This is a genomic window from Haloferax sp. Atlit-109R (genome assembly GCF_003665865.1).
Taxonomy (GTDB): domain Archaea; phylum Halobacteriota; class Halobacteria; order Halobacteriales; family Haloferacaceae; genus Haloferax; species Haloferax volcanii.
In genome coordinates this window covers 1,193,272-1,216,759 of record NZ_QPLO01000002.1, presented here as the reverse complement: position 1 = coordinate 1,216,759, position 23,488 = coordinate 1,193,272, and the positions used below count along the sequence as shown (strand labels likewise).

At 67.1% G+C, this 23,488-nt stretch carries 20 protein-coding genes; 11 read left to right on the top strand and 9 right to left on the bottom strand.

What is annotated here, in order from left to right:
- The first annotated feature begins 73 nt into the window (after nucleotides 1-73).
- Complete coding sequence (locus DVK03_RS14665; protein WP_115803623.1) at nucleotides 74-1,156, top strand: LLM class flavin-dependent oxidoreductase; 1,083 nt, start codon at nucleotides 74-76, stop codon at nucleotides 1,154-1,156.
- A gap of 57 nt (nucleotides 1,157-1,213) precedes the next feature.
- Here DVK03_RS14665 and DVK03_RS14660 read toward each other — a convergent pair whose 3' ends face one another.
- From DVK03_RS14660 to DVK03_RS14650, 3 genes are all read right to left on the bottom strand, one after another.
- Entirely contained in the window at nucleotides 1,214-1,459 is a 246-nt protein-coding gene (locus DVK03_RS14660) for a hypothetical protein (RefSeq protein WP_115803624.1), read from the bottom strand.
- Nucleotides 1,460-1,529: 70 nt separating this feature from the next.
- Nucleotides 1,530-2,183 carry a ThuA domain-containing protein gene (locus DVK03_RS14655; protein ID WP_115803625.1) on the bottom strand — a complete coding sequence of 218 codons (654 nt, stop codon included), beginning with the start codon at nucleotides 2,181-2,183 and terminating at the stop codon, nucleotides 1,530-1,532.
- 100 nt (nucleotides 2,184-2,283) lie between these two features.
- Nucleotides 2,284-2,967, bottom strand: coding sequence for a carbohydrate-binding family 9-like protein (locus DVK03_RS14650; protein WP_115803626.1), 684 nt, complete (start codon nucleotides 2,965-2,967; stop codon nucleotides 2,284-2,286).
- An 86-nt stretch (nucleotides 2,968-3,053) separates the two neighbouring features.
- Between DVK03_RS14650 and DVK03_RS14645 the strand changes: the two genes are divergently transcribed.
- From DVK03_RS14645 to DVK03_RS14620, 6 genes are all read left to right on the top strand, one after another.
- Nucleotides 3,054-4,244: a UxaA family hydrolase gene (locus DVK03_RS14645; protein ID WP_115803627.1), complete on the top strand. Its 1,191-nt coding sequence runs from the start codon at nucleotides 3,054-3,056 to the stop codon at nucleotides 4,242-4,244.
- Nucleotides 4,241-4,552 (top strand): UxaA family hydrolase, encoded by a 312-nt coding sequence (locus DVK03_RS14640; protein ID WP_115803628.1) that lies wholly within the window; start codon nucleotides 4,241-4,243, stop codon nucleotides 4,550-4,552. The genes DVK03_RS14645 and DVK03_RS14640 overlap by 4 nt, the downstream gene beginning before the upstream one ends.
- Nucleotides 4,549-5,763: a UxaA family hydrolase gene (locus DVK03_RS14635; protein ID WP_115803629.1), complete on the top strand. Its 1,215-nt coding sequence runs from the start codon at nucleotides 4,549-4,551 to the stop codon at nucleotides 5,761-5,763. The genes DVK03_RS14640 and DVK03_RS14635 overlap by 4 nt, the downstream gene beginning before the upstream one ends.
- A 147-nt stretch (nucleotides 5,764-5,910) precedes the next feature.
- Nucleotides 5,911-7,095: an MFS transporter gene (locus tag DVK03_RS14630; protein ID WP_315851354.1), complete on the top strand. Its 1,185-nt coding sequence runs from the start codon at nucleotides 5,911-5,913 to the stop codon at nucleotides 7,093-7,095.
- Between the two features lie 132 nt (nucleotides 7,096-7,227).
- Nucleotides 7,228-8,262 (top strand): Gfo/Idh/MocA family protein, encoded by a 1,035-nt coding sequence (locus DVK03_RS14625; RefSeq protein WP_115803631.1) that lies wholly within the window; start codon nucleotides 7,228-7,230, stop codon nucleotides 8,260-8,262.
- Between the two features lie 78 nt (nucleotides 8,263-8,340).
- Nucleotides 8,341-9,462 (top strand): Gfo/Idh/MocA family protein, encoded by a 1,122-nt coding sequence (locus tag DVK03_RS14620; RefSeq protein WP_115803632.1) that lies wholly within the window; start codon nucleotides 8,341-8,343, stop codon nucleotides 9,460-9,462.
- A gap of 137 nt (nucleotides 9,463-9,599) precedes the next feature.
- On the opposite strand, the gene DVK03_RS14615 is transcribed toward DVK03_RS14620, so the two are convergent.
- Nucleotides 9,600-10,715 carry an ABC transporter ATP-binding protein gene (locus DVK03_RS14615; protein ID WP_115803633.1) on the bottom strand — a complete coding sequence of 372 codons (1,116 nt, stop codon included), beginning with the start codon at nucleotides 10,713-10,715 and terminating at the stop codon, nucleotides 9,600-9,602.
- Nucleotides 10,712-11,773 (bottom strand): ABC transporter ATP-binding protein, encoded by a 1,062-nt coding sequence (locus tag DVK03_RS14610; RefSeq protein ID WP_004041211.1) that lies wholly within the window; start codon nucleotides 11,771-11,773, stop codon nucleotides 10,712-10,714. The genes DVK03_RS14615 and DVK03_RS14610 overlap by 4 nt, the downstream gene beginning before the upstream one ends.
- Nucleotides 11,774-11,988: 215 nt before the next feature.
- Between DVK03_RS14610 and DVK03_RS14605 the strand changes: the two genes are divergently transcribed.
- Nucleotides 11,989-12,207, top strand: a complete 219-nt coding sequence (locus tag DVK03_RS14605; protein WP_115803634.1) for a hypothetical protein — start codon at nucleotides 11,989-11,991, stop codon at nucleotides 12,205-12,207.
- 233 nt (nucleotides 12,208-12,440) lie between these two features.
- Here DVK03_RS14605 and DVK03_RS14600 read toward each other — a convergent pair whose 3' ends face one another.
- A complete protein-coding gene (locus DVK03_RS14600) occupies nucleotides 12,441-14,567 on the bottom strand; it encodes an ABC transporter permease subunit (RefSeq protein ID WP_115803635.1) in 2,127 nt (708 codons plus the stop codon).
- A 205-nt stretch (nucleotides 14,568-14,772) separates the two neighbouring features.
- A complete protein-coding gene (locus tag DVK03_RS14595; protein ID WP_115803636.1) occupies nucleotides 14,773-16,863 on the bottom strand; it encodes an ABC transporter substrate-binding protein in 2,091 nt (696 codons plus the stop codon).
- A 162-nt stretch (nucleotides 16,864-17,025) separates the two neighbouring features.
- On the opposite strand from DVK03_RS14595, the gene DVK03_RS14590 reads away from it, so the two are divergent.
- From DVK03_RS14590 to DVK03_RS14580, 3 genes are all read left to right on the top strand, one after another.
- Nucleotides 17,026-17,268, top strand: coding sequence for a hypothetical protein (locus DVK03_RS14590; protein WP_223174116.1), 243 nt, complete (start codon nucleotides 17,026-17,028; stop codon nucleotides 17,266-17,268).
- A gap of 567 nt (nucleotides 17,269-17,835) precedes the next feature.
- Nucleotides 17,836-18,900 (top strand): S9 family peptidase, encoded by a 1,065-nt coding sequence (locus DVK03_RS14585; protein ID WP_115803637.1) that lies wholly within the window; start codon nucleotides 17,836-17,838, stop codon nucleotides 18,898-18,900.
- A 96-nt stretch (nucleotides 18,901-18,996) separates the two neighbouring features.
- A complete protein-coding gene (locus tag DVK03_RS14580; protein ID WP_115803638.1) occupies nucleotides 18,997-20,535 on the top strand; it encodes a glycoside hydrolase family 28 protein in 1,539 nt (512 codons plus the stop codon).
- A 48-nt stretch (nucleotides 20,536-20,583) separates the two neighbouring features.
- Here the strand turns inward: DVK03_RS14580 and DVK03_RS14575 are convergent, their stop codons facing one another.
- Entirely contained in the window at nucleotides 20,584-21,960 is a 1,377-nt protein-coding gene (locus DVK03_RS14575) for a DUF362 domain-containing protein (protein WP_115803639.1), read from the bottom strand.
- A gap of 24 nt (nucleotides 21,961-21,984) precedes the next feature.
- On the bottom strand, nucleotides 21,985-23,133 hold the full coding sequence (locus DVK03_RS14570; RefSeq protein ID WP_115803640.1) for a Gfo/Idh/MocA family protein: 1,149 nt from the start codon (nucleotides 23,131-23,133) through the stop codon (nucleotides 21,985-21,987).
- Nucleotides 23,134-23,488 lie beyond the last annotated feature (355 nt).

Genomic DNA, 23,488 nt, shown 5'->3' with positions numbered 1-23,488 from the left:
TCGACCCCCCGAACACGTCACTTCCCCGCTTTCGGGGGCAGCTATTTATCCCGCCGTTCAGTCGGTACACGCGATGTCGAGCACACCGAGCCGCGGCTTGAGCTTCGGCTGTCAAGTGGTCAGCTACGGAAACGTCGAGGAAACCATCCAGCGATCGGTCCGAGCCGAGACGGCCGGGTTCGACACCGTCACCGTCCCGGACCACCTGTTTCACCCGACCGGTTCCGAGGAGTATCTGGTGGACCCGCCGTGGGAGGCGTTCTCCGTCCTCGGGGCGATAGCCCAGCGCACCGAGGAAGTGACTCTCATGCCCGGCGTCGCAGACTCGGTGCGCCGCCACCCGACCGAACTCGCGCACGTCACGGCCACGCTGGACCGGATGACGGACGGTCGCGCCGGTCTCGGCATCGGGGCCGGCGAGGCGTTCAACTTCGCGCCGGTTGCGGACATCGACTGGGACGACCCGTACACCCGGTTCAGGGAGTGCGTCGCCGTCATCGACGGCCTGTGGAACTCGACGGCCGACGAGCCGTTTTCCTTCGCGGGCGACTACTTCGACCTCGACGACGCGCACATGGGGCTGAAGCCCGCACGGGAGCCGCGGCCGCCGCTCTGGATAGGCGGCTACGGCGAGAGCATGCGCGGCCTGACGGGCGCGGTCGCTGACGGCTGGTTCCCGTGGATTTACTCGCCCGACGAGTACGCGGCCGACCTGCGGAAGGTCCTCGACGTGGCCGCGGACCGCGGCCGCGACCCCGATGCCATCGACCGCGCCGTCATGGTCCCGACGACGGTCTCCGACGACGGCGACGAGGCCCGCGCGGCCGGTATCGAGCGCAACCGCGTGAACCTCGCGCTCCGGCCGCCGCTCCTCGCCGACATGGGCTACGAGGATATCGCGGCGTCGACGCCGGTTATGTGGCAGATGGCGTTCGACGAGCAACAGGAACGGCAACTGTCGGCGGCGGCCGAGCGCATTCCCGACGAGGCTGTTGACGACATCTGCGTCGCCGGCGACCCCGAGCGCGCCATCGAGCGCATCGAGGCGTTCCGCGAGGCGGGCGTCGACAACCTCGTTCTCATCCCCGTCGGTGACTACGAGACGACGATGCGCCACTACGAAGACGAGATTATCCCGTACTTCAGCGAGCGATAGCGGGCGAAGCGGCATCTGAGAACGCTGTTTTCCGGCGGTGCGACTCGGTGAGGTCGGTCACTCCCCCGCGCCGTCGCCGGCACCGGCCTCCTGTCGGTCGGTCCCGTCGTCCGCTCTGCTCGCGTCGATTCGCGGTTCCACGCCGAACCGGTAGTAGACGGTCCAGACGGCCGCGACGACGGCGACGATGGCGAACAGCATCGGCGACCACTGCATGCCGAACTGCTGGGCCAGCCACATCCCCGAGAGCAGGACGCCGAGGACGAACACGAACACGGTCAGGTCGGCGGCTCGAAGGTTCATGCCCCGACGTTCGGAACCGACCGGGATAAACATTCACACGGTAACGCCGGCGACGCCGCGGCCGACCCGCTCAGTCGCGGACCAGCCAGCCGACGGCGTTGCGGAGCAGTCGCCGGTAGTCCTCGTTCTCGAAGGCCTCGGCGGTGTGGCCGAGCGACGCATAACAGACTCGGCCCGAACCGTACTCGCGGACCCACGCGACCGGGTAGTCGGTGAGGTCGGGGTGGGCCATGCGCGCGAGCACGGTCACGTCGTCGTCCACGTCGACCTGATACGGCTCGTCGAACACCTCGAAGCCGCCGACGCCGTCTGTCACGGCGTGGTCGGAGACGATTTCGACGCCGAACGTCGAGCGCTCGGGGTGGGTGAGGAAGTGACCGCCGAGGAGGTCGCGGAGGTCGGGAAACGGCTCGTCGCGTTTGTCGAGGCCGCCGTCGCCGTCGTGGACGTTGATGAGGTCGGCTGCGCAGTGGAGACCGAGGTACGCCCCGCCGTCGCGGACGAACCCGAGGAGGCCGTCCAACTGCTCGTCTGTTAGGGTCGCGTCGGTCAGGTAGTCCACGACGAGGTCGTAGCCCCCGAGGGCGGCGAGGGCGTCCCTGTCTGTCGTCGCGGTCACCGCGGCGGCGTCGCCGATGGCGGACTCGATGTGCGGTCGCATCTCCTCGAAGTCGTGGAACGAGAAGGTCGTCTCTCCGATGACTAACGCTGACGGCTGTCGCATGGGCTGCCGTTCGCGACCCGTGCGAAAAGCCGTTTCGGTGCCACCACCCACCACGGCTTGCGCGGGATAACCACCCGCCTCGCCAACTGGCGACGACCGCTCACTCGAACTCGATGCGCCCGAAGAACTCCGGCGAGTGGTACGTCGGCTCCGGTAGGTCGATGCGGTTCCACGTCCCCTTCTGCGCGTCGGGGAGGCCGCTCCGGTAGAAGTTCCCGCGCCAGACCGCCCCCGAGTCGAGTTCGAGCGGGAGGCCGGTCAGCGACCGGAGCGTCGAAAGCGGGAGCCGCGCCGCGAGCCACCAGGTGTCGTCGTCCGGGGACGCGGTCTTCGTCGGGCCGGAAACTGATGTCTCGACCTCGACGGCCGCCGCGTCGGTCGGTGCGACGAGGTCGCGGCCGATGTCGCGCTCGCGCCAGTTCGGCTCCTGCCACGCGAGTTTGAACGCGCCGCAGCAGTTCGCCTCGAAGTTGCAGTACCGCCCCGGCGAGCCGTCGTCTGGCGGCTCTGGCGTGGCGAACAGTTCGACCGAACTGTCCTCGAACGTCGGCCCGTTCAGTTCCGTCACGTCGGCGGTTATCTCGTCGTCCTCGACGTGGAACTGGAGGTAGAGCGCCGCCGGGTCGAACAGCGCCCTGACCGTCGTCTCCGGGCCGGGTTCGTCGCCCCACGCGTACTCGTCCAGCCGGGCGACGTTCGCCCGCTCCCACACCGTCCCGTCGACCGTCCCGGTCAGCGGGACCGCTCTGGCCGCGTCGATGCGGCTGACCTCGTAGGTTCGCATACGACTCACTCACTCGACCCGCCCGCAAGAGCGTTCCGCCCGCGCCCGACGAAACCACTTTGTCGGGCGCTACCGAATCCCGTGGTATGAGACGAGAGTTCACCGGCTACCGCCGGGAGAGCGGCCGCGTCGGGGTCCGAAACCACGTCGCCGTCCTTCCGACCTCGGTCGCGTCGTCCTGCGTCGCCCGCGGCGTCGCGGCCGAAGCGGGGGCGTGGGCGCGTGCGACGCCGCACCAGATGGGAGCGAGCCAACCGGACGCGGCGCGGAAACAGACCGAGCGAGTGCTGGTCGGCGTCGGACGCAACCCGAACGTCGGCGCGGCGCTCGTCGTCGAGTTCGGGACCGAGGACATCGACGCCGACGATATCGCCGACCGAATCGCCCGCGACGGGAAGCCGGTAGAGACGCTGTCGGTCCGCGAGGTCGGCGGGGCGGCCGCGGCCCTCCAGCGCGGACGCACCGCCCTCGACTCGCTGAACGAGGCGGTCGCGGACGCCCGCCGCGAGTCGGCCGACGCGAGCGAACTCGTCGTCGGCGTCGAGTGCGGCGGGAGCGACGCCACCTCGGGCATCGCCGCCAACCCCGCCGTCGGCGACGCCTGCGACCGTCTCGTCGCGGCCGGGGGAACCGCCTCGTTCAGCGAGACGCCGGAGTTCATCGGCGCGGAGCACGTCCTCGCGGAGCGATGCGCCGACGAGGAGACCCGCCGTCGACTGCTCGACCGCGTCGAACGACGCGAGGCGACCGCCGACCTGATGGGCGTCGACCTCCGGGGCGCACAGCCCTCGCCCGGCAATCAGGACGGCGGCCTCACGACCATCGAGGAAAAGAGCCTCGGAGCCATCTCGAAGGGCGGCACGACCCCCGTGCGCGGCATCGTCGACTACGCCGAGCGCCTGCCGGTCGGCGGCGGCCTCGTCCTGATGGACACGCCGGGCTACGACGTGGAGAGCGTCGTCGGCAAGGTCGCCGGCGGGGCGCAGATTATCGTCTTCACCACCGGCCGCGGGAGCACCACCGGCAACCCCGTCGCGCCCGTGGTGAAGGTCACGGGCAACCCCCGGACGTGGGAGCGAATGCGGGCGAACGTGGACGTGAACGCCGGGGCAGTGGTCGAGGGCGATGCGACGATTGCCGAGGCGGGCGAGCGCGTCTTCGACGAGGTGCTCGCCGTCGCCGACGGGAAGCGCACCGGGGCCGAGACGCGCCGGATGGAGGAGTTCGCCATCACCGAGGTCCACCCGCGCGAACTCGCGGAGGTGCGTGGCGCGTGAAGGGCCGCGTCCTCGACGGGGCCGCCCTCGTGCTGGCCGACGGCGACAGCGTGGCGACGGCGCTCGGAGACCTCGACGACGGCCGCGAGGTCCGCGACGGAGACCGGACGGTGACGCTCGCGGACGACGTTCCGTTCGGCCACAAGTTCGCCCTCGAACCGCTGTCGGCGGGCGAGGCGGTCCGCAAGTACGGCGAGGTCATCGGGCGGGCCACGGAGGCGGTCGCGGCCGGCGAGTGGGTCCACACGCACAACTGCGAGAGCACCCGCGGCCGCGGCGACATGGCGGCAACGGAGGCGGAGCGATGACCGAGAACCGCCTCACTGACCGACCCGACCGACCCGACCGAACCGGCCGCGATTCGTTCTCGGGCTCCCGCCGACCCGACGGCCGCCTCGGAATCCGCGACCGGGTGCTCGTCCTCCCGTCGGTCATCTGCTCGCACGTCGTCGCCGAGGAGATAGCCGCTCGCTCGCCGGGCGCGGTGGCCGCGCCCCACGACCACGGCTGCGGGCAACTGGGCGCGGACGCCGAGCAGACCGAACGAACGCTCGTCGGTCTCGCCGGCAACCCCAACGTCGCCGGCACGGTCGTCGTCGGCCTCGGCTGCGAGACGGTCCGCAGCGACGCCGTCGCCGCCGCGGTCGAGGAACGCGGGCTTCCGGTCCGCGAACTCACGATACAGGACGCCGGCGGGACCGACGCCTGCGTCGACCGCGGCGCGGCCGCCGTCGCCGACCTCCGCGAGTCGGCGGCCCCGCAGGAGCCAGCGGAGGCGGACGACTCGACGGCGACGGCCGACGACTCGGCGGCGACGCTCGGGGACCTGACGGTCGGCGTCGTCGTCGACGACCTCGCGGACTCGACCAGACGGCACGCCCACCCGCTGGTCGCCGCGTTCGTCGAGCGAGTCGCGGCGGCCGGCGGGCGGGTCGTCGTCGCCGGCAACGAACGGTTCGCCGCGCACCCCGAGGAGACGCGGGCGCTCGTCGGCGGCGCGGCCGCCGACCGACTGCTCGACGCGGCGGGCAGGCCCGCGAGGGCGACGCGCGTCGGCACGGAGGCGGCGACCCGCGGCTTCGACGCGGCGACGGGGTTCCTCGGTGACGCGCCGGTCACGGGTGTCGTGGCGTACGGCGAGCGGGTCGGAGCCGGGCACGACCGAGGCGACGTGGACGCCGCGAACGGCACGAACGCCGACGGCGGGGTGACGATTCTCGACGCCCCCTCCCGGGTCGAGGAGGCCGCGACCGGCCTCGCCGCCGCGGGCGCGCATCTGGTCCTCCACGTCACGGGACAGGGGACGCCGGCCGGCCATCCCGTCGTCCCGGTGGTGAAACTCTCGGGCGACGCGGACACCCTCGCGGCGGTCCCCGACGACATCGACCTCGACGCTCGCGAGGCGGACGCGGACGACCTCGAATCGCTCCTTCTCGCCGTCGCGGACGGCGACCGAGCCTGCGCCGAGCGACACGGACTCACGGAGTTCGCCATCGCCCGCGCCGGCCCGTCGACCTGACGCACCACCGAGTCCGCTCGCCGGGTCGGACGCGCCGCCTTCCGCCTCGCCAATCTTTATTGGGTGGTAGTGTCACACCCGGTCGTAGTGGGAGTCAATCAGCAGGCTCGACCAGCGAGTCGAGGGCAGCGGAGCGCACTCGCGCTCATCGGCGTCTCGCGCGTCGCGTGCGGGTCGCTTTTCGGCACGGCGATGGCGCTCTACATCGGAGAACAGGGGTCGCCGTTCGCGGTGAGCCTCGCGTACGCGGCGTTCTCCTTCGGACTGTTCGTGTTCGCCCCGGTCTGGGGCGCAATCGCCGACATCACGGGTCGCCGGCGGGCGATACTCATCGGCACCGCGTTCCTCTCGACGCTCGCGGTCGCCCCGTTGACCGTCACCGCGTCGGTCCCGCTCCAAATCGCCTGTCGCGGGCTGTTCGCGGTGTTCACCGCCGGCTTCCAGTCGGTGATTCTGACCATCGTGAGCGAGTCGGGCGGCGAGTCCGGCCGCGGGCGCTCCATCGGCTTTTACAGCAGCGCCCGCTCCTCGGGAGCCATCAGCGGTCGGCTGTTCGTCGGCTATCTCGTCGGCGTGCTCGTCCCGACAGACCTCTATCTCGTCGTCGTCGGCCTCGGACTCGTGGCGACCCTCCTCACGCTCCGCATCAGCGACCCGACGCCGCCGTCGGAGGCGACGCTGACCGCGGGCCGACTCCTGGGGGAAGTCCGCGGCCGACTCCTCCCCGGCGGCGCGCGGCGAGAACTGTTCGAGCGGACCGGACTCGGCTGGCTGTACGTCGGTATCGTCCTCCGGAACATGACCGAGAAGGGGTTCATCTCGGTCGTCCCGGTGTTCCTCGTCGCCGACGTGGGCCTCTCGAACGTCGTGATGGGTGCCGTCCTCGCGGTCAGCCCCGCGGTCCGTGTGGTCTCGATGTACGGCTTCGGCCGCCTGAGCGACAGCATCGGGCGGAAGAAGCTCATCGTCGGCGGTCTCGCCGGCAGCGGCGTGCAGGCGCTCGTCGTGGTGCTCGCGCTCGTCCCCGACGGACAGTTGGCCCGCATCGGTATCAGCAGCACCGCCTTCGTCGTCCACGCGGTGACGTTCTCCATGCTCACCGTGGGCACTATCGCCTTCGTCGCCGACGTGGCCCCCGTCGACCGCGAGTCCGAACTGATGGGCCTTCGCTCGACCGCTCGCGGCCTCGGCGGCGTGCTCGGCCCGCTCGTCGTCGGCGTGCTCGCCACCCGGTTCGACTACGCCACGGCGTTCGTCTGCACCAGCGTCCTCGCGTTCGTCGCCGCCGGACTCGTCGGGCGGACGCTCACCGAGAGCTTCTCGCCCGAGTGAGGCCGCGCGACCGCACGACTGCGCGACCCCGACCCCCGCTCGTAAACGCTTATCACGCCGCCCGCTGACGTTCGAATCGATGACGCCCACAGTCACAGTCACTGCCACTCTCTCGTCCGACGGTGAGCGCCGATGACCGAGACGCCGGTTCGGGTCGGTATCGTCGGCTGTTCGAGCATGGGCCGGTCCCACGCCGAAGCGCTCGCCGCCGTCGACGGCGCGGACCTCGTCGGCTGCGCCGACCACACCGCGGAGACCGCTCGTTCGTTCGGTGAGACATACGGCTGTCCGTCGTACACCGACCACGCCGCCCTGTTAGTCGACGCCGACCTCGACGCCGTCTGCGTCTGCACGCCCAACGGTGCCCACCGCGACATCGTCGTCGACGCCGCGGCAGACGGCATCGACGTGCTCTGCGAGAAGCCGCTGGAAATCACGCCCGACCGTGTCGACGACATGGTCGCCGCCTGCCGCGACGCGGGCGTCACCCTCGCCTGTATCCTCCAACGGCGGCTGTTCCCCACGATGCAGTTCGCCCGCGAGGTGGTCCGCGATGGCCGGCTCGGACGACTCGTGTTCGCCGACGTGCGGGTGAAGTGGCACCGCGACCGCTCGTACTACGACGTGTCTTCGTGGCACGGGAGCGCGGACCTCGACGGCGGCGTCTTGTTCACGCAGGCGCTTCACGGCATCGACCTGCTCCAGTGGGTCGCGGGCGACGTGTCACGGGTCGCGGGCACCGGCGACGCGCTGTACCACGACATCGACGCCCCCGACACGGCCGCGCTCTCCCTCCGATTCGAGGGCGGCGCGCTCGGGCAGGTGTCGGCGACGACGGCGACGCGACCCCAACAGCCCATCAGCCTCGAATTCAACGGAACCGAGGGGACGCTTCGCGTCACCGAGACGGGCGTCGAACTGTTCGAAGTGAACGGGGAACAACAGCCCGTTGAACTCCCCGAACCCCGCCCCGACGGCCCGCACGTCGCCCAGATACGCGACTTCGTCGCGGCCGTTTCCGAGGGGCGACCGCCGATGGTCTCACCCGCTGCGGCCAGAAAAGGACTGGACATCGCCTTCGCCGCCGAGGTATCGGACAGCCGCGGCGAGTGGGTGTCGGTGTCGTCTATCGGCGGCCGCGGCAACCTCGAAGACGCGGACGACTGAGCGCGCTTCCCTGACCGACGACCCCTTCGCGCCCGCGCCCGGCAACAGCTATTTGGGCCTCTCCCGCGTCGCCCCGGTATGGAGCGCGTGACTCTCGGTATCATCGGTTGTGGAGCCATCAGCGACGTCTACTTCGAGGCGGGGAACCGCTTCGACGCCCTCGACATCGCCGCCTGCGCCGACCTCGACGCGGACCGCGCGGAGGCGAAGGCGGACGAGTACGGCGTGCCTCGCGTCCTCGCGACGGAGGACCTGCTCGCCGACCCCGTAATCGACGTGGCGGTCGTGCTCACGCCGGCGGGCACCCACGGCGACCTCGTGTCGGCCGCGCTTCAGGCGGGCAAACACGCCTACACCGAAAAGCCGCTCGCGGCGACGAAGGCCGAAGGCGAGGCGATTTTGGAGACCGCCGCCGAGCGCGGACTGACCGTCGGCGTCGCGCCCGACACCGTCCTCGGCACCGGCATCCAGACCTGCCGCGACCTCATCGACGAGGGCCGCATCGGCGACCCAGTCGGCGCGACGGCGCTCTGGTCGAACCACGGCCACGAACACTGGCACCCGGACCCCGACGGATTTTACGAGGACGGCGGCGGCCCGCTTTTCGACATGGGGCCGTACTATCTCACGTCGCTCGTGACGCTCCTCGGCCCGATTCAGTCGGTCGCCGGGACCGCGAACACCCCGTTCGCAGAGCGCGAGATAACGAGCGAACCGCGCCGCGGCGAGCGGATTCCGGTGTCGGTGCCGACCCACGAGACGGCCGTCGTGACCTTCGAAAACGGCGCGACGGGGACGCTCCTCACGAGTTTCGACGTGTGGGAGTCGGAACTGCCGGGGTTCGAGATTTACGGCACCGAGGGGACGCTGAGCGTCACCGACCCCAACCGGTTCGACGGGACGCCTCGCGTCCACCTCAGCGACGACGACGACGGCGAGTGGCGCGAGGTTTCCGTCGAGCGCGACCACCCCGGCCAACAGCGCGGTCTCGGCCTCGTCGACCTCGCGTACTCGCTTCGCTCCGACTGGGACCACCGGACCAGCGGCGACCTCGGGTTCCACGTCCTCGAAGCGATGGACGGTATCCGCGAGTCCGCCGAGGAGGGCGCGTACGTCCAACTCTCGGCGCAGTGCGAGCGCCCGCCGTCGGTCCCCGACGGCTTCCCGACTGATGTCGGTCCGGCGGGCGACGCGGAGTGAACTCGGGAGTGAGCGCAGGCATCGGTGCGGGAGCCAAAACGGGCGTCAGTACGGGAGCGAAAACTGGCATCGGTGCCGGTACCGGTTTCGGTGTTGGTGCCGCCGTCTGAACAGCAGTCTCAATCGAGGTTTCTCTTTCAGTCGGCCGGCTGTTCCGCGTCGTCCGCGACGTCGATGTCGAGGTCGTCGGTGAGCGGCTCGCTGTTCCGGTAGTCGACTCTGTCGTGTGCGTCGAAGCAGGCCGCCTCGTGGCGGTCAGACGGGCCGCCCATGCCGGAGAGGTCCGGCGTGTTCGACGTGCAGTACTCCCGCGCCTCGGGACAGCGGGTGTGGAACCGACAGCCGCTCGGCGGGTTCTCCGGGTCCGGGATGTCGATTTTCCTGACCGGCGGCGTCTCGATGGGGTCGTTTATCTCCGAGAGGCCGGAGGTCGCCCACAGGAGGCTCTTGGTGTACGGATGCTGGGGGTTCTTGATAATCTCGTCCGCCGGGCCGATTTCGACGATGCGGCCGAGGTACATGACGGCGATGCGGCCGTCGGCGCGGCCGGCGAGGTACCGGGCGTTCGCCATGTTGTGCGAGATGAAGACGAACGAGGTGCTGAACATCTCCTGGAGTTCGAGAAGCAGGTCCATCAGGTTCACCCGGAGGCTCACGTCGAGGGCGCTCACGGCCTCGTCGGCGAGGATGAGGTCCGGTTCGAGCAGCATCGACCGGACGATGACGGTCCGCTGGGCCTCCCCGCCGCTCAGTTGGTGGGGATACCGAGACGCGTAGTCGTCCGCGGGGGTGAGCCCGACCGTATCGAGCATCTGGTGGACGAGTTCCCGCCGTTCGACGAGGTTGAGTTCCGGCCGCCACTTCTTCAGCGCCGGGTTGAGGTTCTTGAATATCGTCCGGTTGGGGTCAAGCGAGTTGCCGGCGTCCTGGTGGACCATCTGGAGCGACTTCCGAATCTCCTTGTACGGGATGTCGCCGGCTTCGAGGTCGGACTTCCAGATGTCCTGTCCGCGGAAGCGGACCGTTCCCGAGGTGGGGCGCTGGAGGCCGATCATGGCCTTTCCGAGCGTCGTTTTGCCGCAGCCGGACTCGCCGACGAGCGCGACCACGTCGTTCTCGCCGATGTCGAGCGAGACGTTGTCGACGGCGCGGACGACGCCTTTGTCGTCACCGAGGAAGCGGTCGAGGATGCCTTGGTTGCCGCCGAAGTGGACGCTCAGGTCGTCGACGCGGAGCAGGGGGTCGGCGCTCATTTCGAGACCTCCTTCTTGAGGGGAATCGTCTCGCGGGCCTCGTCCGTGTAGAAGCACGCGGCCCCGTGGTCGTCGGACACCTCCATGAGGTCCGGGTTCGTCGCCCGGCACCGCTCGTCGGCGAGCGGGCATCGGGTGTGGTACGAACACCCCTTCGGGACGTTCAGCGGGTCCGGGCTCGTCCCCTCGATGGACGCCATCTCGTCGAGGTCGGCGTCGATGTCGGGTATCGAGTTGAGGAGCTCCCGCGTGTAGGGGTGGGCGGGGTCCATGACGATGTCCTGCACCGGGCCGAGTTCCAGCAGTTCGAAGGCGTACATCACCGCGAGGCGGTCGGAGATGCGCGCGACGTGGCTCAGGTCGTGCGTCACGATGACGATGGTGAGGTCGTACTCGGCTTTCAGCTCCGAGAGGAGCTTCAGAATCGACTGCTGCATCAGCAGGTCGAGCGCGGCGGTCGGCTCGTCCATCACGAGCACGTCGGGGTCGAGGATGAGGCTCAGCGCGATGAGCGCGCGCTGTTTCATCCCGCCCGAAAGCTCGTGGGGGTATGCGTCGAGGACGCGGTCGGGTTCGAGGTGTACGTCGGAGATGAGCTGTCGGGCGCGTTCCATCCCCTCCTGAATGTCGTAGTCGTGCGCTCGGAGCGTCTCGACGAAGTGGTCACCGATGCTGAGCGTCGGGTTGAACGAGTCGAGAGCCCCCTGTACGACCATCGAGACGCGCTCCCAGCGGAACCGGCGAAGCTCCTCTTTGCTCAGCTCGTTGACCTTGATGGGCTCGCCCCCCTCCGGCGGGTTGAACACCACGTCGCCGGTGAGCGTCCCCGGGGAGTCGATGGCGTCGAGCATGGAGTCCGCCAGCATCGACTTGCCGGAGCCGGACTCGCCGACGACGCCGAGCACCTCGCCGCGGCGAACGTTTATCGACACGTCGTCGAGGACCCGCGCGTCCCCGCGCTCCATCGCGAACGCGACGCTCGCGTTCGTTATCTCTAAGACGTTGTGCTCGGCAGATGGCTCGTCCCGCGTCTTCCGTTTGGTGTGTTGCGTCGCCATGGTCAGTCCCTCTCGTCGGTTCGTACGGCGGGCGAGCGACCCCGCCCGTTACGCGTGCCTATCGTCAACATGTGACCGTAGTGGAAAACTATCATGTTCAATCCCACTTAACACTTTCCGCCGGCGCAGTCGTCGCGTGCCGATTCCGTGGGATTCGGGTAGTTCGACCCGCGATACCGGCAAACTATAAGTTCGTCCGCGATGTCCGTGCTGGCATGGCGCAAGCGCAGACGCGACAGAACGTCCTGTGGACAGTTCGCTCCAAATTCGGCGGTATCACCTCGGCGGTGATTCTCATCGGCGCGCTGTTGATTCTCCTGGGCGCGGTCCTCCAGACCGGCGTCTGGGCGGGAATGTTCGGAATAATCGGCGGATTGCTGGTGTTCGTGGCCGTCGCGTTCCGGGTCCTTATCTGGGCGTACCGGCTGGTCTGATCACATCATGGTGAACCCGTAGTACACCCCGACGAGCAGGAGTACGAGTATCACGAGGCCGAGCAGGTACCGCGTCGTATTTCCTTCTTTCTCCACTTTCATGGTTGAAGTCCGTTTGATAGGTCGATAGCGCGTGTGTTAATCTTTTCCCTGCTATCGAGTGGCACGGATACGCTCGGCGCGAAACGACCGAAAAAACAGCGACACGAAATCGACCGACTGGGGTGTGCTCGTCAGTCCGCAGCGGACGCGGCACCGTCGCCGCCCTCCGAGCCGCCGCGACCGCCTTCCATGTCGTCGGTCGAGACGGTGGCCGCGTGGCGGGCGCGCAGGCGGGGGTTGAACAGTCGGTCCGTCCCCTGGGCGAACAGTTGGAGGCCGTACGTCATCGTGACGATGAACAGTATCGGCGCGAGCAGCCAGTGGAAGCGGTCCATGCCGGACAGCGCGCCGCCGTTGCGGGCGATGTTGAGGATGACGCCCCAGTTGCTCGTCGTGAACGGCAGCACGCCGATGAAGTACAGGCCGACCGACTCCATCAGGATGTTCCGCATGGAGCCGACGGTCCCCATCGTCAGCATCGGCATGAGCCGGGACATGACGTTCTTCGAGAGGATGCTCGACGTGGGCAGTCCGAGCACCCGCGAGGCCTCGACGTGGGACTCACTGCGGATGGTGAGCACCTGCGACCGAAGCTGTCGGGCCAACCGTGGCCAGTTGTCGATTGCCAGCACGAACCCGACGAACACCGGGCTCTTCGGTTCGAGAATCACGGCGAGGACGATGACCAGCGCCAGTCCGGGGATGTTCATCATCACGTCGGTCACCGTCATGAGCACCTTGTCGATGACGCCGCCGAGGTAGCCGGCCGTGACGCCGAGAAGGATGGCCAGGCCGAGCGTCACCGCCGCGCCCGACAGCATCATGATGAGCATCGGACGGGTCGCGAGCACCTGCTGTGCGAGGAGGTCGCGGCCGATGTCGTCGGTGCCGAGCGGGTAGCGCATGTTCTCCAGCGGTTGCAGGAGAATCGGCCCTTGCATCGGCCTGACCTCGGGGACGAGGTACGGTCCGAACAGCCCGAGGAAGCCGAAGATGCCGAGGATTATCGCGCCGACGCGCGCCCGCGGCGAGGTCCAGATGATGCGGAACGGGGTCAGGAGGCTCTGGTCGATTCGCTCTCTGATGTACTCGCCGCGCGAGAAGTCGGAGCTATCGACGTCGAAGCTCATCGCGCCGCTGGACGAGATGCGGTTGCCTTCGATGCGGTCGTCGATGGTTTCGGTCTCGTCCGCGCCGCCGCCCCGCAGGCGGTTGACGAATCGCTGGAGGGTTTCGCGGTACGACCGCGAGTAGGACTCGCGCTGGGTGTGCCCGGCGCGGGGGTCGATGAAGCCGTAGGTGAAGTCGGCGATGAGCAGGCCGACGACGGTGACGATGGTAAAGAGGATGACCGCCGCCATGACCGTCGTGTAGTCCCGCGCCATCGTGGCCTCGTAGAAGTAAAAGCCCATGCCGCGGTAGCGGAATATCTGCTCCATGATGACCGACCCGCCGAACAGGCTGGCGAGCCCGGCCATGAGGCCGGTGTACATCGGCAGCATCGAGTTCCACCCGATGTACCGCAGTTGAATCCGGCTGTCGGGCAGTCCCCTGAGTTCCGCCACGTCGACGTAGTCCTCACCGATGATGCGGGTACAGTGCGCCCGGAATTCGAGGCCGCCCCACGAGGTCAGCGCGAACGACATGATGGGCAGCGCGGCGTGTCGCAGCACGCTAGCCATGAACTCGATGTTGAACCCGGGCGTGAGCGCGTTGTCGTAGCGCCCGCCGTTGGGGAAGAACTCGGTGCCGAACCCGAGCATGAACAGCAGCACGAGGCCGACGATGTAGTACGGGACGGCGTCGGAGAAGATGACGAAGTAGCTTCCCACGATGTCCCAGGCGTCTCCCTCGTGGACGGCGAGGAAGCCGCCGATGAGAAACACCATGATGGTGCCGATGACGAGGGCGAAAAGCGAGACGAACATCGTCCACGGGATGGCCGGTCCGAGAACGTTCCAGACCGGGTCCGCGTAGAATATCGACCGGCCGAAGTCCAGTTGCGCGACCGAGATGATGTATTCGACGTACGCCTGCAACATCGGTTCGTCCGGGTTGACGTTCGAGTACATCTCGACCATCTGGTTGAGACGGGTCGTCGAAACCGCCCCTCCGGAGCGCTGTCTAATCTGCGCGGCGATGTAGTCCATCGGCCCGCCGGGAATGAGCCGAACCGTCACGAACGAGAACGTGATTGCCGCCCAGACCGTTATCAGGGCCTGCGCTATCCGGCGCACGTAGTAATTTTTCTCGACCATCCTTGCTAGTTGTTATCTCTCATGTGTGTACTTAATCATTATGAATAGGGCCACTTTCGACCGCACTCGACCGAACCGGCCTCGCCGTCGTCGCGTCCGGGGCGATTAGTTCCGCCTCCGTACGGGGAGTTCACCGCATGGCTGAGACGTGTGGCTGTCTCGGTGAGACGACGGGTTCCGGTTCAGATGGCGGCGCTCGGTGAGATTACTGGCCTCCGGCCGGGTGGAAGTACTCGGTTCCCATCTTGGCCATGTACTGGCAGTAGGAGTACTGACCGACCTCGACGATTTCGTAGCGATACGCCGGATTCCGGTTGTTGTCCGGCGGCATCGTCCCCCAGTTGTCGTGATTCAGCCAGTAGCCGCCGGTACCGCCCTCCTCGTTTATGAGCATCATCGGCAGCGTCTGGTTGAATATCCACGAGACCTCGGCGACTTTCTGTCTGCGCTCTTCGTCCGACATCTGCGTTCGGAGTTCGTTGAGTTCGTTGATGACGTCGACTTCTCGGAGGTCGCCGTCGGGGTTCCCGATGGGGTACGGAACCTCCACGGTGCGGTCCATCGCCCAGTTGTCGTTGGTCGGAAGCGGCTGTCCGGACAGCGACTCCTGAACCCTAAACGAGTTCGAGAAGCCGAGGAACGGCGGGCCGGACTTCGCTCCGCCCCAACTGTCGAACAGCATCTCCCAGTCGCCGGATTCGAGCGTATTTCCGGCGCGGATGGTCGCCTCCTGTGCGGTCACTTCGGTCTGGAGACCGAAGTCGTCTAGATAGGTCTTCGCGATTTGGGCGAACCGCAGGGCCATCGGCTCCTCGTCGGACGTCGCCGTGTAGAACCGGAGGGTGACGTTCTCCCCGTTCGGGTCCTGCCAGCGACCTCCCGACCGGGAGAAGCCGGCGGCTTCGAGGAGTTCGGTCGCCCGCTGTTCGTCCACGTCGTCTTCCGTGTGGGCGTATCGGTCGAGTTGCGTGAGAGCGCCGCTCGGCCACTCCGAGTTCCCGCCGAACCAGGGCACCTCCTTGTCTTGGCCGATTCCGGTCGGGATGCGGTCTTCGACCCAGTAGGTGCCGTAGTCCGGGACCCACTCGACGAGCGGTCTCCGGGGGACGATGTGGTGAATCGCCTTCCGAACGCGCGGGTCGCCGGTGATATCGCTTTGGCAGTTGAGCAGGACTCCCATCGACCCGCTTCGCATCTGCGGCGTGATTTGGTCTTCCGAGAGGTCGTCGGCGGGACCCCATCCGCCCTCTCTGAGTTGGTCCCGGGCGGACTGCGATTCGGGTGGGTAGCTCACGTCGATGACGCCCTCCTGCATCGCCCTCGTCCGCTGTTGCTGGTTCGGGTAACGGTGCCAGTCGAGGTTGTAGTCTATCATGTCGCCCGTGATTTCGCCGTTCGCCCACTCGGCGTCGCTGAATGGGCTGACGTAGTCGTCGTAGGGTTCGAAGTGCGCGACGTTCTCCTCCCCGCTGACGAACTCCCAGACGGAGTTCCCCGGCACGTTCGCGTTGTCCCAGACGTCCTGCTGAATCGCCTGCATCATCTCCTGTTGGGCGGAGGTTCGCTCCGATTCGGTGGTGGCGTCGTCGAACATCTCGGCGTACTGCCCCCAGATGTCCCGGTGCGCCCAGAGCCACGCCCGGCGCTTCATGTGACCGAACTCGAATATCTCCCGGCTGATACTGGGCTCGACGAGGTCGAAGGTGAGTTCGTATGTCCCGGTCTGCTCTACGTTCTCGTACAGGGGCTGTGCGCCGTAGCCCTTGTGGACGGTCTGCATCAGCTGACCGATTTTGAGCTGCGTCGTCACGTCCTCCGCCGTCAGGTCGTCGCCGTTGTGCCACGTGTAGGTGTCGCGGATGTTCCACGCGACTTGTCCGTTGTCGGCGTACTCCCAGTCCTCGACGACCATCCCCTTCGTCTGGTTCGACACCTTGTCGTGGACGGCCAACTGGTCGAACATCGCCCAGTACCACCGAAACGAGAAGTTCGCGGCGTTCCCGTAAGGGTTGAACCGGGCGTTCGTCGGCGCGAGCGAGATGATGTGGTCGAGCGTCTGTCCCGACGACTGACCGTCCGACTCGCCGTCGGTCGTCGTGCTTCCACCGCCGCCCTCGTTTTCGAGGGGTGTCGGCGTGTCCTCGTCCCCGCCCTGACTACATCCTGCCAGCGCGGCGGCGCCGGCGGTGGCACCGAACGCGTTTCGAAGCAGACGACGTCGCGTCTGTGGCGACACGTCTTCCCATTCACCGTCGCTTATCCAGTTGTCGGACTCAGCGCTGCTTTGCGAATCCATCACACAGTACCCATTACGACTATTCTATATATACCCATCGATAATGCTGATTATTTAATGACATTAAGTTTGACTGCGCGGACGCGCTTGCGACTCTGGACGGCCGAACCGCGAGATGGTGGCCCCAAAGGACTATTATCCCGTTTTGCGAAATCGCCGGTAATGGGAACCTCAGAACGGTCGTACTTCAAATGTTGGATTTGCCGGAAGAAGATGCTGTGGACGACCGTGCTCTCGTTCACGCTCCTCATCGTCGTGCTCGGACTCCTCGCGATGACGGGCATCGAGCGCGGGACCGCCTCGTACGTCGTCCTCATGATGGACTTCGCCCTCGCCGGCGTGCTTCTCGCGACCGTCGGCGTCGTCTTCTGGCGGTGCGGCTACCTGAGCGACGCGCTCGACTGACCGACTGACTCTCGGCCCGGTCTCGTCCGGTCTGGCCCGTTCCGTTTCGGTCCGTCCCGGCCGGTCTCGGTTTCTTTCTCGCCCTCGCTCTCGACTCGCGTCGCCACCGTTCTTCATACTACAATGTCCTGTTCTCCATACCACGCTGACATTTTTGACGCTATCATTCCGCTGTCTATTGATTTCGGCGTCGAGTACACCTCCGAGACGGCCGTTTTTGTTCGCGTACGGGGAACTCAGACCCGTCGGCCGAGCGGGCGTCCCCCCCGAACCGACGCTCTGTCAGCGCCCGGTGTTCGAGAATACCCGCTCTCAGGACTCTTATCGGCAGGACTGCGGTCGGTGGGCGTCTGTCGATTGCCGTGACGCCGCTACAACCGTAATGCTCGTTTCCCCGCGTTCTGCTCGTTTCGTTACCCGCCAGATATGTCCGAAAACGGGTCGTAGACGGCCTCAGATGCGAGCTATCGCTTCTCTCTGTTCTGTTCGCCCACGGGGAACGATTTACCCCGTTTACGGCGTCGACACGCACTTGTGAGGTCGTCGCGTTCGTCGAAACGACACCGAATGACCGGCTTCGACTACGACGACTGGTTCGACGGCGTCCTCCGAGCGAGCGACGGGAGCGACAGTTCGGTCGTGTCCGCGGGCACCTCCGGCCGGGCGTTCGCGGCGTGGCAGGCGTCGTTCCGCGGCGAACTGCGCGATGTACTCGGATTCCCGGCGATGCGTGACCGCGCCGTCGAGGACATCGACCCGAGGCGACGGGAGCGCTCGGGAGGAGCGGTTCAACACCGGAGTTACGAGCGACAGACGTGGAGCGTCCGCACGGAACGGGGGTTCCGCGTCCCGTTCTATCTGCTCGTCCCCGACTCGGTGGACCCGCCGTATCCCGTCGTCGTCGCGCTTCACGGCCACACCGAACACGGCAAGGACCTCGCCGCCGGTGTCGCAGATGGCGAGGCGGCCCGCCGTCACATCACCGACGACCGACGGGACATCGCGCGGCAGGCGGTTCGCCGTGGCTTCGCCGTCGTCGCCCCCGACATGCGCGCCTTCGGTGAGCTAGCCCCCGACGCGGCCGACGAATCGAACGCGTCCAACGCCGTCAGCGCGTGTACGTACTGGCAGCAGCGCGCCCAACTCGTCGGCCGGTCGCTCGTCGGCGAGCGCGTCTGGGACGTGTGCCGGCTGGTCGATTTCGTCGCGGACGCCCCCGACCTCGACGCGGACCGACTGGCCGTCTGCGGTCACTCCGGCGGCGGGACGGTCGCACTCCTCGCGGGCGCGCTCGATGAGCGACTCGGGGCCGTCGTCGCCTGCGCGTCGGTCTGCCCGTTCGAGGACTCCATCGTCCCCATCGACCACTGCCTGTGCAACTACGTCCCGGGCCTCCGACGCCTCGGCGAGGTGTGGGACATCGCCGGCCTCGTCGCTCCGCGGCCGCTCCGCGTCGTCGCTGGCGACGCCGACCAGATTTTCCCGATTGCCGGAACGAGACGCGCGTTCGACCGCATCCGCGAGCGGTACTGCGCCGCGGACGCCGACGGCGAGTGCAGTCTCTACGTCGGCGACGGCGGCCACCGCTTTTTCGAGGCCGGCGCGTGGCCCTTCCTGCGCGACCGGCTCTGAGGCGACCTGCCGTCTTCCTCCCATCGGGCGACCGGCCGTACTGCGCCGTGGTACCTCGGCACAACGTTTATCAACGCGCTCGCGGATGCTTCAGGCGTGACTCTCGAACAGCGGAACGTGCGCGACTACGGTATCGACGACGACGATTCGCTCGACACGGCGGCGATTCAGACGGCGCTCGACGACTGCGCCGGAACGGGCGGCGAGGTGTATCTCCCGCCGGGGACGTACCGAAGCGCCCCGCTCCGCGTCGGCGACGACACGACGTTCAGGCTGGCCAACGGCGCGGAACTCCGGTTCGTCCAGGACTTCACCGCGTTCCCGACGGTCGAGAGCCGCTGGGAGGGGTGGAACCAGGACGGCTTCCACCCGTGTCTCCACGTGGCCGACGCCGCGAACGTCACCATCACCGGCGAGGGCGTCATCGACGGCGGCGGCTCCTACTGGTGGGAGTTCGTGTCGGTACCGCCCGAGCAGTACCCCTCCGAACTCACCGAGCGCCTCGAGGAGATTCGGAGGGGCAACAAACAGGACGCGGTGAGCACGTTCACGGTGCGCCCGCCGCTGCTCCAGATAGACGGCTGCGAGAACGTGACCGTCTCCGGCGTGACGCTCCGGAACTCCCCGTTTTGGAACACGCACGTGGTCTACTCCGACGACGTGACGATTCACGACGTCTCGATTCGGAACCCCCCGGACGCCCCGAACGGCGACGGCATCGACATCGACTCCTCGCGATTCGTCAGGGTCAGCGACACCCACATCGACGCCGGCGACGACGCCATCTGCCTGAAGTCCGGAAAGGACGAGGAGGGCCGCGAAGTCGGTCGCCCGACGGAGAACGTCGTCGTGACCAACTGCACGGTCGAACACGGCCACGGCGGCGTCGTCATCGGGAGCGAGACGGCCGGCGACGTGCGGCACGTCACCGTCACGAACTGCACCTTCACCGACACCGACCGCGGCATCCGCATCAAGTCCAAGCGCGGCCGCGGCGGGACGGTCGAGGACCTCCGGTTCGACACCATCGTCATGCGCCGCGTCGCCTGCCCGTTCGTCATCAACGGCTACTACCAGACGGACATCGACAGCGACCCCAAGCCCGTCACCGAGGCGACGCCGAACGTCCGCAACGTCGACTTCCACCACATCACCGCCGAGGAGGTCGAGTCGGCGGCGTTCCTCGCGGGCCTCCCCGAACAGCGGTTCGAGGGCATCTCCTTCACCGACGTGGACATCGACGCGACCCGCCCGTTCGACGCCTCGGACCTCTCGCCCGCGATGGCGAAAGGCTACGACCAGCGACACGGCGTCTTCTGTAAGTCGCTCGGCAGCGTCTCGTTCAAGGACGTTCGCGTGACGGTCCCCGACGGGAGCGGGACCCCGCTGACCGCGGAAGCGAGTTCGACCGTCGTCCTCGACGGCTTCGAGGCCGAGGCCGACGAGGGGCCGGCAGTCGTGGCAGACGGCGTCGAGAACCTCCGAATCGGCGGTTGCGTCGCCCCCGACGACGGCGAAGCGTTCGCTCACGTCCGCGACGAGGACGACGGCGAGTCCTCGGTGCTCCTCGCGGGCAACTACGGCGACATGGCCGAAGCCGTCGTCTCAGTACAGCCAGAGACGGTCGAGCGGTAGGCGACGCCCGACGAACTCGTTTTTCCGAAAAAGACGCTTCTGTGCGCTTCAGTCCCGGAGCGACGGCGCGGCGAACTGCCCGTCTTCGAACGCAATCGGCGAGGCCTCTTCGACCACGCGGAGGTCGTCGCGGTCGCGGGCCTCCTCGACGAGCGCCGGCGAGGCGTACAGCCGGTGGAGGTGCATGGTGTCGGCCGCGCGGACGACCCGGACCGTGTCGGGGTCGACGACGCCGATGGTCGACAGCGCGGCGACGACGCCCGCACGGTCGGTCTCGACGACGGGCGGGAGCTTCACGCCGCGGATGGTGCTCGCGGTGAGCGCGTTGATGAGCGTCGTCCCCGCGTCCAACTCGGCGGCGATGTCCTCGTGAATCACGTCCGCCGACCCGACGCCCATCGCGTTGCCGTGGGTCTTCTCGGTCAACCCGCGGGTGTAGATGCGCTTGATGTTCGGTTTTTCCGGGGCCGGTTCGTTGATGGAGAACGGTCGGCGGCCGATGACGTTCGTGTCCATCCCCTGCCCGCTAATCTCCTTGCCCTGCCGGTCGAACACGACCAAATCGAGCTCCTCGAACGGGAGCTTCGGCATCAGGTCGTACGCGGTTTCGAGCAGTTCGCGCTCGCGGTCGAGGAAGCCCGACGGGGGGACGCCCTCGATGAGCGTGGTGTCGTCGTGCTGGTCTTCCACGATGGCGACGCCGCCGACGATGGGAAGCGAGTCGAGCAGTTGCTCGGTTATCTCGGGAATCATCCGCCGGAACGACCAGTCGACGGCCCACTTGTGGGCGATTTGCGCGCCGCGCTGTTTGCCCATGCCGATGACGAGCATCTTCGACAGCCCGCTTTCGACCTCGCCGTCGAAGTCGGTGTGGGGCTTGACGCGGTTGATGGGGACGATGGCGTCCGCGGCCGCGGCGTTGGCGTCGGCGACGACGGGCACGTCGCGGTCCGGCGTGCGCCCGACCTCAACGACCTCCATGCTGGACCGAATCTCGCAACCGATTCGCTCCTCGGTGACGCCGAGTTCGTTCAGCATCTCCCGCTGTCCCTCGCCGGTCGCGCCGCCGTGGCTTCCCATCGCGGGGAAAATGAACGGCTCGTAGCCCGCCTCGGAGACGGCGTCGACGACGCCCGCGACGATGTCGGGTATGTTCGCGATACCGCGGCTTCCGACGCCGAGCGCGACTTCGCCGCCGTCGGGAACGTCCGCGAACGACAGCGCGCCGACGGCCGTCGCGGCCGCCTCCGCCACCTCGTCTGTCGGAATCGGGTTCGTCTCCCAGACCTGTTCGATGATACCTAACTCGGGGAGCGGCGGGTTGCCGCACGCTTCGAGGATAACGTCTTCCGGGACTGAGAGCCAGTCTACGGGGTTCTCGCCGTCATCTGTGTGCATGCGAAACTCGACGGCCGAGTTCGACATAAAACTGTTCGTCGGGGGGCTTTTCTACACGCTGAAGTCGTTGAGGACGACCCGGCGACCCTCCTCAGAGGACCGATAGCTCGCCTCGGTGAGTTGGACGCCGCGCGCCCCGGCGGTGAAGTCCCACGGGAACGGCTCGTCGGCGACGACGTGGCGGATGAACTTCTCCCACTGGAGCTTGAACGCGTTCTCGAACACCCGGTTGTTCGGGACGCCCGTCCAGTCCTCGTAGAAGTCGTGTTCCTTGGGCGTGTCCGGGTTCCACTCCGGTTTCGGCGTGTTCGCGTGGCCCTGCGTCTTGCAGTCGCGCAGGCCGGCGACCGCGCTTCCCTCGGTCCCGTCGACCTGGATTTCGAGGAGGTCGTCGCGGTTGACGCGGACGGTCCACGAGGAGTTGAGTTGGGCGACGATGTCGTCTTCCAACTCCATGATGGCGTAGGCGGCGTCGTCGGCGGTCGCCTCGTACGGTTCGCCGTCCTCGTCGATTCGCTCGTCGATGTGGGTCTTCTGGAGACAGCGGACGGACTCCACCTCACCGAACAGGTTCTCCAGCACGTAGCTCCAGTGGGAGAACATGTCGTCGACGATGCCGCCGCCGTCCTCGGCGCGGTAGTTCCACGAGGGGCGCTGTGCCTCCTGCCCGTGGCCGGTGAACACCCAGTAGCCGAACTCGACGCGCACCGAGAGGATGTCGCCGAAGAAGTCCTGTTCGATGAGCCGCTGGAGCTTCAACAGTCCGGGGAGCCAGAGTTTGTCCTGGACGATGCCGTGTTTCACGTCGCTGTCTTCGGCCATCCCGGCCACGTCGAGCGCGGCGCTGAGGTCGCTCGCCAGCGGTTTCTCGCAGTAGACGTGCTTTCCGGCGTCGATAGCCTTCATGACGCTGTCAGGGCGGCGGGGGGTTATCTGCGAGTCGAAGTACACCTCGTCGTCGCCGTCGAGACACGTTTCGAGGTCGGGGTCGACGGTCCAGCGGTCGATGCCGTGTTCCTCGCTCAGTTCGCGGAGTTTGCGCTCGTTGCGGCCGACGAGAAGCGGGTCCGGCATGACTCGTTCCCCGCTGGGGAGTTCCACGCCGCCCTCCTCGCGCAGCGCGACGATAGAGCGGATGAGATGCTGATTCGTTCCCATCCGGCCGGTCACGCCGTTCATGATGATACCTAGCTCTTGCATGGGCTAACTCGTTGCACCAATCTGCTGGTCGGAGTGTAATAACCTTTTGCATGGTTTCGGGTTCCGCCGTGAACGATTCGCGCGTCTGACCGTCGCCCGCACCCGTGAACAGCCGATTCGACGCCGAATGTGAGCGCGGAGCCGACGACGTGCGTGACTCGGGCGACTCCGATTCGGGTATGCCGAACTTTATATGTATTTCCCGATATGTTACAAACGTATGCTTGTAATATATTGGGTTTCACCTCGTCATTTCGTCACAGACACCGTTTCATTCGTTCGCCACTCTCGAACTTTATCTACTGCCGTCGCCCCAGTTCGGGGCTACCATAAATTATAACAATCGTTGAATATG

Excerpts from the sequence above, each read along its gene's own strand:
- DVK03_RS14665 (WP_115803623.1), top strand. The coding sequence starts at position 74 with ATGTCGAGCACACCGAGCCGCGGCTTGAGCTTCGGCTGTCAAGTGGTC.
- DVK03_RS14660 (WP_115803624.1), bottom strand. The coding sequence starts at position 1,459 with ATGAACCTTCGAGCCGCCGACCTGACCGTGTTCGTGTTCGTCCTCGGC.
- DVK03_RS14655 (WP_115803625.1), bottom strand. The coding sequence starts at position 2,183 with ATGCGACAGCCGTCAGCGTTAGTCATCGGAGAGACGACCTTCTCGTTC.
- DVK03_RS14650 (WP_115803626.1), bottom strand. The coding sequence starts at position 2,967 with ATGCGAACCTACGAGGTCAGCCGCATCGACGCGGCCAGAGCGGTCCCG.
- DVK03_RS14645 (WP_115803627.1), top strand. The coding sequence starts at position 3,054 with ATGAGACGAGAGTTCACCGGCTACCGCCGGGAGAGCGGCCGCGTCGGG.
- DVK03_RS14635 (WP_115803629.1), top strand. The coding sequence starts at position 4,549 with ATGACCGAGAACCGCCTCACTGACCGACCCGACCGACCCGACCGAACC.
- DVK03_RS14625 (WP_115803631.1), top strand. The coding sequence starts at position 7,228 with ATGACCGAGACGCCGGTTCGGGTCGGTATCGTCGGCTGTTCGAGCATG.
- DVK03_RS14620 (WP_115803632.1), top strand. The coding sequence starts at position 8,341 with ATGGAGCGCGTGACTCTCGGTATCATCGGTTGTGGAGCCATCAGCGAC.
- DVK03_RS14615 (WP_115803633.1), bottom strand. The coding sequence starts at position 10,715 with ATGAGCGCCGACCCCCTGCTCCGCGTCGACGACCTGAGCGTCCACTTC.
- DVK03_RS14610 (WP_004041211.1), bottom strand. The coding sequence starts at position 11,773 with ATGGCGACGCAACACACCAAACGGAAGACGCGGGACGAGCCATCTGCC.
- DVK03_RS14605 (WP_115803634.1), top strand. The coding sequence starts at position 11,989 with ATGGCGCAAGCGCAGACGCGACAGAACGTCCTGTGGACAGTTCGCTCC.
- DVK03_RS14600 (WP_115803635.1), bottom strand. The coding sequence starts at position 14,567 with ATGGTCGAGAAAAATTACTACGTGCGCCGGATAGCGCAGGCCCTGATA.
- DVK03_RS14595 (WP_115803636.1), bottom strand. The coding sequence starts at position 16,863 with ATGGATTCGCAAAGCAGCGCTGAGTCCGACAACTGGATAAGCGACGGT.
- DVK03_RS14590 (WP_223174116.1), top strand. The coding sequence starts at position 17,026 with ATGGGAACCTCAGAACGGTCGTACTTCAAATGTTGGATTTGCCGGAAG.
- DVK03_RS14585 (WP_115803637.1), top strand. The coding sequence starts at position 17,836 with ATGACCGGCTTCGACTACGACGACTGGTTCGACGGCGTCCTCCGAGCG.
- DVK03_RS14575 (WP_115803639.1), bottom strand. The coding sequence starts at position 21,960 with ATGTCGAACTCGGCCGTCGAGTTTCGCATGCACACAGATGACGGCGAG.
- DVK03_RS14570 (WP_115803640.1), bottom strand. The coding sequence starts at position 23,133 with ATGCAAGAGCTAGGTATCATCATGAACGGCGTGACCGGCCGGATGGGA.